We start from the raw sequence: 14257 nt of genomic DNA on the forward strand, positions 1-14257 counted from the left end.
AGATGCTTCAGGACAGATATTCGCTCGCGTTCCGGCTTTATCCCTATCGGAAATCCGCTGATCAGAACGCACCACATGCCAGGCGCCATCCGGTTGTTATCGTCGGCGGCGGTCCGATCGGGCTGGCCATGGCGCTGGATCTGGGACGGCAAGGCATTCCCGCGCTGGTTCTGGACGATCACGAAGGGATCGGCATGGGCAGCCGCGCGATCTGCTTTGCCAAGCGAACGCTGGAGATCACAGACCGCTACGGGTGCGGCGCACCGATGCTGGATAAGGGCGTGGTCTGGAACGTCGGCAAGGTGTTTCAGGACGACCATCAGGTCTATGAGTTCAACCTTCTGCCCGAAAGCGGCCACCGCAACCCGGCGTTCATCAACCTGCAACAGCCCTATTTCGAGAAGTTCATCTTCGAGGCCATCTGTGCCGAACAGGAGCGCGGAGCGCCCATCGAAATCCGCGGCAAGAACCGGGTTGAAGCGATTGATACCAAAGACGACCACGTGACCCTTTCCGTAGAAACCCCGGATGGCCTTTACCAGATCGAGGCGGATTGGCTAATCGCCTGCGACGGCGCGGGGTCCCCGACGCGGGACATGCTTGATCTGGTGTTCGAGGGGCACGTGTTTCAGGACAGCTTCCTGATCGCCGATATCAGGATGAAAACCGCCGAGTTCCCGACAGAACGCTGGTTCTGGTTCGAGCCTTACTTCAAATCCGGTGCCTCGACCCTGCTGCACAAACAGCCCGATGATGTCTGGCGCGTGGATTTTCAGATCGGCTGGGACGTGGACCGCAAAGAGGAGCTGAAAGAGGAAAACATCCGCAAGCGGCTGGATGCGATGCTGGGCGACGACGTCGAATATGAACTAGTCTGGTCGTCAATCTACACCTTCCAGTGCCGCCGCATGCAGAACTTCCGCCATGGCCGGGTGATCTTTGCAGGAGATTCAGCGCATCAGGTGTCCCCGTTCGGGGCGCGCGGGGCCAATTCGGGGATGCAGGATGTGGACAATCTGGGCTGGAAGCTTGGCCTTGTGATTGCGGGCAAGGCTCCGGACAGCCTGCTGGACAGCTATGATCAGGAACGGGTGTTTGCGGCGGATGAGAATATCCTCAACTCGACCCGTTCGACCGATTTCATCACCCCGAAGTCCAAAACCAGCAAAAGGTTTCGCGATGCAGTCTTGAAGCTGGCCGAAACGCACAGCTTTGCCCGGCCACTGGTCAATTCGGGGCGGTTGTCCGTGCCTTGCACCTATGATCATTCATCCCTGAACGGCGAGGATGCCCTGCCCGACGGCCCAAGTGGAACGCGCGTCGGTGCGACCTGTGTTGACGCGCCCTTGGGCGATGGCTTCCTGCTCGACCGGCTTGGGGATGAATTTGTTCTTCTGGCGATCAACACGGATGCACCGGCACAACTGGACGTGGATGGGATCGCCGTGCGCACGGTCTTTGTCGAGGCGACCGATACCCTGACCGCCCGCTATCTGGGATCGAACCAACAGGCCGTTTATCTGATCCGCCCAGATCAGCATGTAGCGGCCCGTTGGGTGGCGTTTGATGAGGCGGCGACGCGCGCGGCCGTTCGCAAAGCCTGCGGAAAGGAATAGCAGATGCCGTTGATTACCGAGCCAAACCTGCCATCACCGGATGATTTCTACGCCGATCTGATCGCGGCCCATGACGGGCTGTCGGATGAGGATAGCGAAGCGCTGAACGCCCGACTGATCCTTGTGCTGGCCAATCATATTGGGGATCACGAAACGCTCAGGCAGGCCCTGCAAGCCGCTGCTTGAAAAGCGTCAGACCCGGCGACAGATCCGAAATACAGCTTAGGGCACCAGTCGATTGCGGCCCTGAGCTTCGAGCACCCAACAGTCCGTGCCTTCGAACACCACCGCAGTCAGCGGGTGGCCATAGCCTGCACCGGTGTCGATATTGATCCGATTACCCCGGTGATCCGGCGCAGACACGTGGCTGTGGCCGTGTACCACCAGCCACGGATGCTGGCTTTCGTGATCCAGAAACTCATCGCGGATCCAGATCAGGTCGTCGGGGTCCTGCTGCTTTAATGGCACACCGGGTCGAATGCCTGCATGGACAAACAGCACATCGGTGGTCAGGTGGTAGGGTTGCAACTGATTCATAAAGTCGATATGCGCCTGTGGCACCGCCTGTTTCGCCTGAGCGTGAACCTGATAGATGCGATCTCCGTCCTCTACCCCTAGCCCGTAAGACTGCAATGTCTCGGCACCTCCGATCCGGGGATGCAGCCAATGATACCCGACCAGCAGACGGGCATCGTTGCGCGGATAATCCTCCAAGAACATCGCATACATCTGGTCGTGATTGCCGCGCAGGAACGTCCAGTTCCTGCCCTCGGCCTGCCCTTTGATCAGTAAATCCAGAACCTCACGGCTTTGTGGCCCCCGGTCGGTGTAATCGCCAATGAACACCACTTTGGCATCGGGGCCGCCGTCGCGTTCGATCCGCGCCAGGGCGTCCTCCAGCATCCCAAATTGACCGTGAATGTCGCCTATTGCGTAGATCGGATCGGGCATCTGTTACGCTCCGTTCAGGCGAAAGAAATATCGACCGAGCCAAACGCGCCGAAATCGGCGTGGATGTCGGCGCCTGACGGGCATTCGACAGGTCGGATGAAGCTGCCGGACAAGATGACCTGACCCGGTTCGATGCTTTGGCCGAACTGCGCCATACGGCGGGCTAGCCAGACAACGCTTTCGATAGGATCGTTCAAGACACCAGCCCCCAACCCTGTTTCCTCAATCTCGCCATTGCGGAAAGTCATTGCGCCCACCCAACGCAAATCAAACGCACCAATTGCATGGCGTTCATCGCCCAACACGACGCCTGCATTTGCCGCGTTGTCGCTGATCGTGTCAAACACCGTGCGCGCCTTGCCGGTCTCGGGATCCACCCGCTGAATACGGGTGTCGAGGATTTCGATGGACGGTACGACGTAATCCGTGGCGGCGATGATGTCCTCACGAGAAACGTCCTCGCCCCCCACGGCGGAATGCATGACAAAGGCAATCTCGGCCTCGATCCGGGGTTGGATGAAACGTCCTGCCGGGACAGTGCTGCCATTTTCGAACGCCATATCATCGAACAAAATCCCGCTGTCGGGGATGTCGATATTTAACGCATATTGCATCGCTTTCGAGGTCAGCCCGATCTTCCAGCCAATCACCCTGCGCCCTTCGGCCAGTTTCTGACGGTAGATCGCCTTTTGCACCTCATAGGCGTCGTCCATGCCCATCTCGGGGTGGCGCAGGCTCAGCAACCCGATCTGTTCGCGCGTCCGTTCAGCCTGCAACAAGTCGGCAGCGGCGCGGTCGTGATCTTCGGGGGTCATACCTGTTCATCCTCGACCGTGTTGCGCAGGGTGCCGATGCCGTCGACCGACACCTCTATGACGTCGCCGGGCACCAGGTATCTTGGCGGATCGAACCGCGCGCCCGCGCCGGTGGGGGTGCCGGTGACGATGATATCGCCGGGCTGCAAGGTCATGAAGGTCGAAATATATTCGATCTCGCGCCGGATCGGGAACATCATGCGGTTCAGCGTATCATCCTGCCGTAGCTCACCATTCACGCGGGTCTGGATGCGGGCGTCATCCAGTTGCGCCGCATCTGTGAAGGGTACCAGCCACGGGCCGATTGCCCCCGATTTATCCCAGTTCTTGCCTTGCGTGACATTGAACTTGGCATGCCGCACCCAATCCCGGATCGTGCCTTCATTGCACAGGGTCAACGCCGCGATATGGTCATAAGCGTCTTGCTGAACGATCCTGCGCCCTCCCTTGCCGATCACAATTGCAACCTCGCCTTCATAATCCAGCGTGTGGTTTTCGGGCGGTCGGATCAATGGACGGTCATGGCCGGTAAAGCCGCTGGCAAAGCGCGGAAACAACGACATGTATTTGGGCTGCGCGCTGCCGTCCTTGTATTCCGCATTTCGGTCCGGAAAGTTCACCCCAACACATAGGATACGGCGCGCATCCGGCATCACCATCTCATAGGTGAACTCGGTATGGGTGACGGGCTTGCCCTCGGCAGCTTTGGCCAACTGCCCGAATGCACCCGAGGCGATCACCTCATACAGACTGGCGCAGTCCGGGAACGCATCGTTCAGAGCGATAGCGCCGTTGTCGGTTATGGGCCCAAAAAACGTCCTGTTATCTGCTGTGTAGGTGGCAAACTTCATGTAATCTTTCCCCAGACGTCACGGATGACGTCTGCCGCCATCAGCACGTCTTCGCGCGTTGTATCGAATTGCCCCACCTGAAAGCGGATGATCTTGCGACCGTCGAACAGACCTTGGGTCAGGTAAATCCGGCCATCATCGTTCAGCGCATCCACCAATCGCTGCTGTATCTCATCATCGCCGGGACAACGGAAGGAAAACAGGCTGAGGATCGGGCCCGTCGTCACCTCAAACCCCTCCATCGCGCCAATTACCTCGGCAAGTTCAGCAGCCCAGGCGACATGGTTACGGATGCGGGTGCGCAACCCCTCCAACCCGTATGAGCGCAACAGGAACCAGATCTTCAGCGCCCGGAACCTGCGCCCCAAGGGGATCGTCCATTCCGAGTAATTCGTGACCTCTGCCCCCGTGGTTTTGAGGTATTCGGGCTCAATCTTCAGTGTATTGAGTTGCGGTGTGGCGTCCTTCAGGAACTGGATCGCACAATCGAACTGCGCGCCCAGCCATTTATGGGGGTTGAAAACGATGCTGTCATAGCGGTCGGCCCCGGACCAAAACGCCTGACGAAATTCAGGGCAGATCATGGCCGACCCTGCCCATGCCGCATCCAGATGGGTGTAGAGGTCGTGTTTCTGCGCCACATCGGCAACCGCATTGAGATCATCGCATGCCCCCACCCCGGTGCCCCCGGTGATGGCAATGATCCCGGCGGGCATATGACCGGCGGCGATGTCGCGCTGGATTGCGGCCTCCAGCGCATCTGGATCAATCGCAAAGGTGGGGCCATGCGCGGGCAGTTTGACCAGATTGTCCTGACCGATGCCTGCAACCCAACAGGCCCGGTCAATCGACGAATGCACCTGATCCGAGCAATAAATCCGCAGCGCGCCCTTGGTGTTCAACCCGTCACGATTGCCGGTAAAGCCCGTGGCCCGTTCGCGCATGGTCAGCACCGCCGACAAGGTGGCCGAGGACGCGCTGTCCTGAATGACCCCGGTCATGCCTTCTGGCAAGCCCAGCGCCTGCCGGAGCCAGTCAACCATAACCCCTTCGACCTCGGTCGCGGCCGGAGAGGTCTGCCACAACATGCACTGCGCCGCGATTGTGGTCACCAGCATCTCGGCCAGCATCGACGGCGGCGCGGCATTGGCCGGGAAATAGGCAAAGAAACGCGGGTGCTGCCAATGGGTCATTCCCGGCATCACGATCCGCTCGAAATCGGCCATGATGGTGTCCATGGCCTGCGCATGCTCGGGCGGCTGCTGGGGCAGTTGCGCGGCAATCTCACCCGGTGCGGTTTGTGCCCTCACCGGCAGGTCGGGCAAAGTCTTGTGATAATCCGCGGCCCAGTCGGATATGCGTTTGCCCCAGTGGCTAAACTCGTCCCAGTCCATTCCCGCCTCCTCAGGGTGCGATAATCGGGGTGGCGTTCAGATCCGCCTTGGCCACGTCAACGCCTGTGAACCGTGACCCATGTTCGAACCAGCTGCGCGGTGCGGGCGCACCCCAAAGGGTTTGCCGCTGCGGGTCTTTCAGATCCCATTTCAGCGGTTCATGATCGGGGTCCAGTGTCTGATAATCCGAGCTGTAGATTTCGATCCGGTGCCCATCCGGGTCAAGGATATACAGAAAGAACGCGTTGGAAATACCGTGCCGTCCCGGCCCGCGTTCAATGTTTTCGACATAACCCGTGGTCGACATGACATCCAGAAGATCGATGATGTGCATCGGGTTGGCGACCCAGAACGCCACATGGTGCATGCGAGGCCCGGTGCCGTTGGTAAAGGCCATGTCATGTACACCGCCTTTGCGATGCAACCACGCTGCCCACAACCGCTTGCTGTCTTCGTCTTCGGTGTACTCCGTGACCCGGAACCCCATGTCGCTGTAGAAGGCGACGCTGTGATCGACGTTTGGGCTGAAACAGTTGAAATGGTCAATCCGCAAGGGACGCACGCCATGATACCGGGCATAGTCCTGATGGATCGTCGGCAGCCTGTCCATCCTGTTATAGAATTCCAACGGGATACCGATATTGTCCGAGGTCAGCAGGGTGCGCCCCTGAAACGGGCGTTCGATCCACTCCGTCGGGCGACCCTTGGCCTGAAACCAGGCTTCGGCGCGATCAAGATCAGCCTCATCAAAGACTTTTAACCCCATGACATCGACCGTACCGGGCGCGTCGGATTTCTGCAGAACCACGCTGTGATGCCCACGCTCTTCCAGCGCGCGCAGGTAGATGTGAGTGTCGGATTCATGCGCCACCTGCAGGCCGAACATGTCAACATAAAACGCCCTGGATACCGCCAGATCCTTAACGTTCAGGCAAACATGGCTCAGGCGGATCGTGTTGAAATCCGGGTAGAGGTTCGGAGCGGGTACAGGCATTTCAAACTCCTAAGTGCTTTGGATTGTCAGGGCGACGCGTGTCAGGTCCCAAGGCGGGTGATCTTGTGCTGACCGGTGGCAAAGCCGATGTGCTTTTGTTCCATGTAGAACTCAAAGCTCCAATCGCCGCCGTCCCGACCGATGCCCGAGGCTTTGACACCACCGAACGGCGTCGGCAGATGGCGGACGTTTTCCGAGTTCACCCAGATCATCCCGGCCTCAAGCTTGTCGGTGAAACGCAAGGCGCGGGTCAGGTCGTTGGTCCAGACATAGCCCGTCAGACCATAGGGCGTGTCGTTGGCGATTTGCAGCGCCTCATCCTCGGTCGAGAATGGAATGGCGGTCAGAACGGGGCCAAAGATTTCCTCGCGCGCGATGCGCATCTGGTTGTTTGCGTTGGTGAAAAGGGTCGGTCGTACAAAATAGCCGGTCTCCCCGACTGTCGTTCCGCCCGCGGCGATGGTCGCCCCATCCTCTTTCGCGATCTCAAAGTAACTGGTGACCTTGTTGAAATGTTCCTCGGTCACCAGCGGTCCGATCTCGGTCGCCGGGTCCAGCGGGTGGCCGACCTTGATCTTGTTCACGCGCTCAACAAGCTTGGCCTCAAAGGCATCCTTGATCGTATCCTGCACCAGCAAACGCGAGGAGGAGGTGCAGCGCTCGCCGTTGATCGAATAGATCATGAAGATCACCGCATCCAGCGCGCGGTCCAGATCGGCATCGTCAAACACGATAACCGGGTTCTTGCCGCCCAGCTCCAGATGGTTGCGTTTGAGCGTGTCTGCCCCCTGTTTGGTGATCAGGCTGCCCGTGCGGCTTTCGCCCACAAAGGCGATGGCGCGAATTTTCGGATGTTCGCACAGCGCCTTTCCCGCCTCTTCGCCAAAACCGTTCACCGTGTTCAAAACGCCTTTTGGCAGACCGGCCTCTTCCGCGATTTCGACCAACAGCCTTGCCGTCAGCGGGCTGGCCTCGGCCGGTTTGTGAACCACTGTGCACCCGGCCGCCAGCGCCGGTGCGATTTTCCACGTGGACAGCATGAAGGGCGTGTTCCAGGGCGTGATCACACCGACCGGGCCAATCGGGACGCGCGTGGTGATGTTCATCAGCGTCGGCGATTTCAGATGCTGACCATCCCGCGCCTGCACAACCTGATCCGCAAAATAGCGAAAGTTCTCGGCCCCGCGCAGTGCGGCCTTCGACATGAATTTCAACGCCTGTCCGGTGTCCCAGCATTCGCACAAGGCGATCTCCTCAGCGCGCGCCCCAATGCCTTCGGCCACACGGATCAGGATTTCGCGTCGTTCGGTTGCGGGCATGTCACGCCATTGGGGAAAGGCATCTACCGCAGCATTGGCCGCAGCGTCGATATCGTCCGCATTGCCCTGGGCAACCTCGCAAATCACGCTTTTGTCGACCGGAGACGTGGTTTGGAACCTGCCTGCGGACCCGTCCCGATCCTCGCCCGCAATCCGGTTCCTGATCCCATTCTTCCGGAACCGCGCCAGCAACCCGTTCAGCTTTTCCAGGTTCTGCTCCAAACTGCTCATTTCGGATCCTCCAGATGGTCGCGGATCGTGCCGAATTTGGGCGATAGACCAGCGTCGATGTCCCGCAATTCAGACGACAAAGCGATTGAATGCGTGTCCATTGCGGGTTTCAGAAAGACCCGCGCGGTGTCGAAAATCTGCTTGATGACGTTCTGCTTGACCTCATCCGCCCGTCCTTCGCGCAGGCGGACCGATATGTCGACAAACCCGTGTTTGGGATCGCCATCCGCGATGGAATAATGATCGACGCGGATCGCCCGCACACGCAAACCGGGCATGGGCAAGGCGTCGATCCGGGCCGCAGATTGCCTTAACGCATCACACAGCCCGGCCATATCCACGACCTGTTCCAGGTTTGCGGAATATTCGATGTGGATATGCGGCACGTCTCAATCCATTTTATTTGATATGTTAAGTAATATTATACCTATCGAACGTTGCGGTCTCGAGTCAAACAATTTATTTAACATGTGATGTAATTTTGGGATCGGACAATTGCCAGACACATCGCGAACCAAAAAACCCACCGCCCTGCCCCCGACGGCGCAGTCACTTCCGGTGTCGCTGATCCGCGCGCGTGAGGCCGTAATGGCCCCGATCCGCAAGATGTTGGCCAAGGCGGGCATCACCGAACAGCAATGGCGCGTTCTGCGCGTGCTCAGCGAGGGCGGAAAGATGGACGCCGGCATGTTGGCCAATCGCGCGGCGCTGATGTCGCCAAGCCTCAGCCGGATTGTGCATTCGATGGAGAAAGCCGGGCTCGTATCCCGTGAGGCCGACGCGACAGACCGCCGTCGCCAGCACATTGCGATCACGGCTGCAGGGCAAGCGATCATTGATGATCATATGGCCGAGGCCTCGGACATCGCCTCCCATTACCGAAGCATCCTTGGGGATAACGATCACGACACCCTGTTGGCGCTGCTGCGAAAGCTTGCCGTTGCGATTGAAGATCAGGATTCAACCCCTTGAAAGGCCGGGGCATCAAACTGCCCCCAGCCCTTTGCCCAACGCCGAAATCAAAGTGTTCACGTCCTCTTCGCCCAGCACCAGCGGCGGGGACAGAATGATGTTGTTTCCCGACACACGCACCATGGCCCCGGCCTCATAGGCCGTTTTTTGCACCTTGCCGATCGTGGCCTTGTCGATGGGCGTTTTGGTGGTTCTGTCCGAAACCAGCTCTAACGCGCACATCAGGCCATACCCCCCGCGCACATCGCCGATCAGGTCGTATGTCTCGCCCAGCGCCTGAAGGCCCGCATGCAATTGCGCCCCACGCTGCGCGGCGTTGTCCTTGACGTTCAGACGTTCGGTTTCCTTCAGGCACGCAATCGCGGCAGCCGCACCCACGGGATGGCCGGAATAGGTATACCCCGACCCGATTGCCGCCTTGCCCGAGCGGTCACCTTCGAACACGTCAGCCACCGCATCGCTAATCATCACGGCACCGAACGGGAAATACCCATTGGTTATGGCCTTCGCCGTGACCGCCATGTCGGGCTTGACGCCAAAGCGGCGCGATCCGCTCCACGCCCCCGTCCGGCCATAGGCTGTGATCACTTCATCCGCGATCAGCAGGATACCGTATTTCGAGCAGATCTCGCGCACGCCGGGCATAAAGGTTTCATGCGGCGGGATCACCCCACCCGCCCCAAGAACCGGTTCCATGATCATTGCGGTTATGGTTGAAGGGTCCTGAAACCTGATCTCATCCTCAAGCGCCGCAAGGCACAGTTGCGCCAGGTTTTCCGGATCGGTTTCGCCAAACGGATTGCGATAGGTATAGGGCGATGGAATGTGATGGCAGCCGGGCATCAGCGGTTCGTACTGCGTTCGGAAATTCGGGTTACCGTTCACCGATGCGCCCAACGTATGGGTGCCATGATAGCCTTTCTTGAGGCTCAGGAATTTGACGCGCCCGGCCTCGCCACGCACCTTATGATATTGCCGTGCAAGGCGCAGCGCGATTTCAACGCCATCCGACCCGCCGGATGTAAAGAAGGCGCGCGACAGCCCGTCCGGGGCAAAGAATTCGCGCAGCATCCAGCTGAGTTCTATGACCAGATCATTGGTAGTGCCCCGGAAAATCGAATAATAGGGCAGCCTGTCCAGCTGTTGGGAAATTGCATCTTTCACCGGCTGGCACGAATACCCAAGGTTTACGTTCCATAGCCCCCCGACCCCATCGACAACCGTATTCCCATCCACATCTGTGATGCGCACACCGTCACCGCCGACGATAATGTCAGGCGGTTTTGCAAGGCTGTCCGCCGGATGCGCCATCGGGTGCCACAGGTGGCGCGCGTTGTTTTCTTTCAGGAAATTGCTGTCCTTCATCACATCACCTGTTGTGTCTTGGTTTCATCGCCCCAGCCCGGCGGCAGGGCTTCGAACCCTTGTGGAAACGCACCGCCCAGCGCAGTCGAGGCGCGGTCGGCCTCATTCAAAAGCATTTGGGCAATGTCGCGCAGTTTCTCCGGCCTGGCCCGCACGCTTGGGACGGCAACGGCCAAAGCGCCCAGAACGCGCCCACCTTCGCCGAAGACGGGGCATCCGACCGACGTGACCCCTTCATCAAACCCACCGGTGACTGACGCCACGCCGAACCGCCGGACGCGGTCGATCATGCCTTTCAGGTCCGCCGGGTCCGAGATCGTTTGGTCGGTATATTTCGACAAGGGCCGTGCCATGACGCGGGCTTGCCAATCCTCGGGGCAAAAAGCCAGGGCCGCGATGCCGGACGATGTCGCGTGCAGGGGCAACATCTCGGCAATGTCAAAGTTCACCTGAATGCCGTGCAGGGCGGGGTCAGCGTGGGCGACCGACGACAGCGCATCACCCTGCAGCAGGCTGGCATGGGCCAGTTCGCCAACGGCTTCGGACAATTCGGACACGATGGGCTGCAACAGCTTTCGCACCGGGAACGCCGCCTCACGCAATGCCGACAGGCGCAGCAGCGCCGGACCAAGCCGATAGGCGCGCGTGTCAGAGTGTTGCTCCAGATAGCCGTTTTCCGCAAGCTCGGTCAGGTGGCGATGAACCGTCGCCTTGTCGCGACCGGTAAGGCGCACAAACTCACCCAGACCGATTTCCACGCGGTCGCGCGCGAACAGGGACAGTAAGTCCAAAGCTTTTGTGATCGTTCCCATCTGCTGCCTTTTGATCGGTTTAATATTTGAACCAATGGTATCAGATATTTTTGTCTGGTTTCCACGTCAGTCAATAGAAAATCAATATTGACAAGTGTCGGTATTTGATCAGACACTTTTTGATACCCATGGTTCACTATTTAAACCAGTGAGGCGTGATTTGGACAGAGCGATAATTGACCAACTCCGGTCCCAAAGCGTGCCGCCCGCCCGCCATGTGATCGACGGCGCGCGGTGTGATGCCTCGGACGGTGGCGCGCTTGATGTTGTGTCACCCATCGACGGATCGACCCTGACGACCATGCCAAAAGGCACGCGGGATGATGCCCGGTTGGCAATCCGTTCGGCGCGCGCAGCTTTTGACGACGGACGATGGTCTGGCCTCGCCCCTGCTGCACGCAAGACAATCATGCTGAAATGGGCGGATCTTATCGAAGCGCAGGCGGCAGAACTTGCCGTATTGGGCGTGCGAAACAACGGAACCGAGATCGGAATGGCCTACAAGGCCGAACCACTCAGCGCTGCCGGGACGATCCGGTATTTTGCCGAAGCCATCGACAAGATATATGGCGAGATCGCCCCAACCGCCCCCGGCGCGCTGGGGCTGGTGCATAAACAGCCGATAGGTGTTGTGGGCGCGATCGTGCCGTGGAACTTCCCCCTGATGATCGGCAGCTGGAAGCTGGGCCCGGCCCTTGCCGCCGGTTGCACCGTGGTATTGAAACCGGCCGAGACCGCCTCACTAACCCTGATCCGCCTTGCTGAGTTGGCGCTGGAGGCCGGTCTTCCCCCCGGCGTTTTCAACGTCGTGACCGGCGAAGGCGCGGTTGTCGGGGCTGAGATTGCCGAGTCTCACGACGTGGATGTTCTGGTATTCACCGGATCTGGGGCAACGGGGCGTCGGCTGATGGAGGCATCGGCGCGATCGAACCTCAAACGTGTTTACCTCGAACTTGGTGGTAAATCCCCAAATATCGTGTTTGCTGACGCCCCCGATCTGGCAGAGGCCGCCAAAGTTTCGGCCGCGGGGATTTTCCGAAACTCGGGTCAGGTCTGCGTTGCCGGATCGCGACTGCTGGTGCAACGCGAAATCCATGACGATTTCGTCGCAATGCTGGTCAAAAACGCCGAAGCCATGCGGGTCGGCGACCCGCTGGACCCTGATACCGATGCCGGTGCGGTGAATTCGGAACGACAACTGGCGCAGAACCTTGCCTTTGTGGACGAGGCCCGCGCCGCCGGGCGCACCATTGCCACCGGGGGCAAGCGGATACTTCAGGATACCGGCGGCACCTATATGGCGCCAACAATCATAACCGGCGTGCAACCCAACGACCGCGTTGTCTGCGAAGAGGTGTTTGGCCCGGTTCTGACCGTTCAGTCCTTTGATACCGAAGAGGAAGCCATCGCCCTTGCCAACTCCACCGAGTTCGGATTGGCCGCTGGCGTGTGGACTGCAGACCTGTCGCGCGCGCATCGGATGATCGCGAAAATTCAGGCCGGAGTCGTGCATGTCAACACGTATGGCGGGGCGGACATCACTGTGCCCTTGGGTGGCGTAAAACAATCCGGAAACGGGCATGACAAGTCACTGCATGCGTTCGACAAATACCTTGACCTGAAGACCGCGTGGATCAAGCTCTGAACCGACAGGAGGATGCCAATGACCCGAAAAACGATCCTGTTGATTGGCACATACGACACAAAAGAGCCCGAGATGCGCTTTATCGAAGGCGTGGTCCGGGCGCAGGGGGCCGACGTGCTGACCATGGATGTCTCGGTACTGGGTGATCCGGAAAACGCGACCGATATCAGCAAGCACGAGATTGCAGCCGCCGGGGGCATGACCATTGATCAGGTCATCGCGCAAGGCGACGAAAACAAGGCCTTCCGCGTGATGTCTGCGGGGGCCGCAAACGTCGTCGCCGAAGCACATGCCAGGGGGCGCTTTCACGGGATGCTCGCAATTGGCGGCACGATGGGCACTGATCTTGCGCTGGACTGCGCACAGGAGTTGCCGATGGGCGTTCCGAAATACATCGTTTCAACCGTCAGCTTCTCACCCCTGATTCCGCCGCACCGGCTGGCCCCGGACATTCAGATGATCCTGTGGGCGGGCGGTCTGTATGGTATGAACGCGATCTGCCGATCCTCGCTCAGCCAGGCTGCCGGGGCCGTGGTTGGGGCGACCAACGCGGCCATCGAGGTTGGTCGCAGCAAGCCGTTGATCGGGATGACCAGCCTCGGCTCATCCTGTCTGCGCTATATGAAAACCCTGAAACCTGCGCTGGAAAGCCGTGGTTTCGAAGTGGCCGTGTTCCACTCGACCGGCATGGGCGGCATGGCGTTCGAGAAGCTGGCAGGCGAAGGCGCTTTTGTCTGCGTGATGGACTTCTGCATGCAGGAATTCGGAAATCTGATGGCGGGCTCAGTGGTCTCCAGCGGCGAGGATCGCGTGACCAATGCAGGCCGAGCAGGCACCCCGCAGATGGTAGCCCCCGGCGCGTTGGACCTGCTGGATTTCGCGGGCTGGCAGGACATTCCGGACCAATACGCGGACCGCCCGTTTCATGAACACAACCGCCTCATCAAAAGTTCGGTCTTCACGGGTGAAGAACGCCGCGCCTGGGTGCGAGAGCTTGCCAACCGGCTGGAAGCTGCAACCGGACCGGTTCACTTTTTCCTTCCTGTTCAGGGGGTCGAGGCCTGGGACAAGGAAGGCGAAGAAGCATACGACCCCGAAGCGTTGGCCGAAATGGTGGACGAAGCGCGCACCACCATGTCCGGTCGCATCCCGATGACCGAGTTGGACGCCCATATCAACGACCCCGCTTTTTGCGACGCGGTTTTGGCACAGTTTGATGCCTGGGTTCAGGATGGAACGGTATCTGCCCAGTGAACGGCGTGTATTTACCCTCGGCCCGCTGTCCGAACTAA

14 protein-coding genes are annotated in these 14257 nt (G+C 59.4%); 5 read left to right on the plus strand and 9 right to left on the minus strand.

All coding sequences use genetic code 11. The annotated features are described in order from the left end of the window. The first annotated feature begins 2 nt into the window (after positions 1 to 2). Entirely contained in the window at positions 3 to 1616 is a 1614-nt protein-coding gene (locus tag ACR0E6_RS06870) for an FAD-dependent oxidoreductase (protein ID WP_480581813.1), read from the plus strand. Between the two features lie 3 nt (positions 1617 to 1619). Then, positions 1620 to 1802 carry a DUF2783 domain-containing protein gene (locus tag ACR0E6_RS06875; protein ID WP_170451711.1) on the plus strand — a complete coding sequence of 61 codons (183 nt, stop codon included), beginning with the start codon at positions 1620 to 1622 and terminating at the stop codon, positions 1800 to 1802. Positions 1803 to 1838: 36 nt separating this feature from the next. On the opposite strand, the gene ACR0E6_RS06880 is transcribed toward ACR0E6_RS06875, so the two are convergent. The 7 genes from ACR0E6_RS06880 to ACR0E6_RS06910 are packed head-to-tail and all read right to left on the minus strand — an operon-like array spanning position 1839 to position 8557. Continuing rightward, positions 1839 to 2567: a metallophosphoesterase family protein gene (locus ACR0E6_RS06880; protein WP_480581816.1), complete on the minus strand. Its 729-nt coding sequence runs from the start codon at positions 2565 to 2567 to the stop codon at positions 1839 to 1841. Between the two features lie 14 nt (positions 2568 to 2581). Then, the gene (gene hpaH / locus ACR0E6_RS06885; protein ID WP_170621516.1) at positions 2582 to 3382 is read right to left on the minus strand and encodes a 2-oxo-hept-4-ene-1,7-dioate hydratase; all 801 of its coding nucleotides are present in this window, start codon (positions 3380 to 3382) and stop codon (positions 2582 to 2584) included. After that, entirely contained in the window at positions 3379 to 4233 is an 855-nt protein-coding gene (locus ACR0E6_RS06890) for a fumarylacetoacetate hydrolase family protein (RefSeq protein WP_480581819.1), read from the minus strand. Before ACR0E6_RS06890 ends, hpaH begins: the two co-directional genes overlap by 4 nt. Continuing rightward, entirely contained in the window at positions 4230 to 5627 is a 1398-nt protein-coding gene (locus ACR0E6_RS06895; RefSeq protein WP_480581820.1) for a pyridoxal phosphate-dependent decarboxylase family protein, read from the minus strand. The genes ACR0E6_RS06890 and ACR0E6_RS06895 overlap by 4 nt, the downstream gene beginning before the upstream one ends. A gap of 10 nt (positions 5628 to 5637) precedes the next feature. Next, positions 5638 to 6621, minus strand: a complete 984-nt coding sequence (gene hpaD / locus ACR0E6_RS06900; RefSeq protein WP_480581821.1) for a 3,4-dihydroxyphenylacetate 2,3-dioxygenase — start codon at positions 6619 to 6621, stop codon at positions 5638 to 5640. Positions 6622 to 6662: 41 nt separating this feature from the next. Beyond that, complete coding sequence (gene hpaE / locus ACR0E6_RS06905) at positions 6663 to 8171, minus strand: 5-carboxymethyl-2-hydroxymuconate semialdehyde dehydrogenase (protein ID WP_480581824.1); 1509 nt, start codon at positions 8169 to 8171, stop codon at positions 6663 to 6665. Next, a complete protein-coding gene (locus ACR0E6_RS06910) occupies positions 8168 to 8557 on the minus strand; it encodes a 5-carboxymethyl-2-hydroxymuconate isomerase (RefSeq protein ID WP_170451724.1) in 390 nt (129 codons plus the stop codon). Before ACR0E6_RS06910 ends, hpaE begins: the two co-directional genes overlap by 4 nt. A 109-nt stretch (positions 8558 to 8666) precedes the next feature. Between ACR0E6_RS06910 and hpaR the strand changes: the two genes are divergently transcribed. Next, positions 8667 to 9143 carry a homoprotocatechuate degradation operon regulator HpaR gene (hpaR, locus tag ACR0E6_RS06915; protein WP_480581826.1) on the plus strand — a complete coding sequence of 159 codons (477 nt, stop codon included), beginning with the start codon at positions 8667 to 8669 and terminating at the stop codon, positions 9141 to 9143. Between the two features lie 12 nt (positions 9144 to 9155). On the opposite strand, the gene ACR0E6_RS06920 is transcribed toward hpaR, so the two are convergent. Together ACR0E6_RS06920 and ACR0E6_RS06925 are read right to left on the minus strand one after the other, a co-directional pair. Further along, positions 9156 to 10508, minus strand: a complete 1353-nt coding sequence (locus ACR0E6_RS06920; protein ID WP_480581828.1) for an aminotransferase class III-fold pyridoxal phosphate-dependent enzyme — start codon at positions 10506 to 10508, stop codon at positions 9156 to 9158. Beyond that, complete coding sequence (locus tag ACR0E6_RS06925; RefSeq protein ID WP_480581830.1) at positions 10508 to 11320, minus strand: IclR family transcriptional regulator; 813 nt, start codon at positions 11318 to 11320, stop codon at positions 10508 to 10510. Before ACR0E6_RS06925 ends, ACR0E6_RS06920 begins: the two co-directional genes overlap by 1 nt. A 160-nt stretch (positions 11321 to 11480) precedes the next feature. Here ACR0E6_RS06925 and ACR0E6_RS06930 point away from each other — a divergent pair, with 160 nt between their 5' ends. Continuing rightward, the gene (locus ACR0E6_RS06930; RefSeq protein ID WP_480581832.1) at positions 11481 to 12965 is read left to right on the plus strand and encodes an aldehyde dehydrogenase; all 1485 of its coding nucleotides are present in this window, start codon (positions 11481 to 11483) and stop codon (positions 12963 to 12965) included. Positions 12966 to 12983: 18 nt separating this feature from the next. Further along, the gene (locus ACR0E6_RS06935) at positions 12984 to 14219 is read left to right on the plus strand and encodes a Tm-1-like ATP-binding domain-containing protein (RefSeq protein WP_480581834.1); all 1236 of its coding nucleotides are present in this window, start codon (positions 12984 to 12986) and stop codon (positions 14217 to 14219) included. Positions 14220 to 14257: the final 38 nt, after the last annotated feature.

Source organism: Ruegeria sp. AP12 (assembly GCF_056540025.1).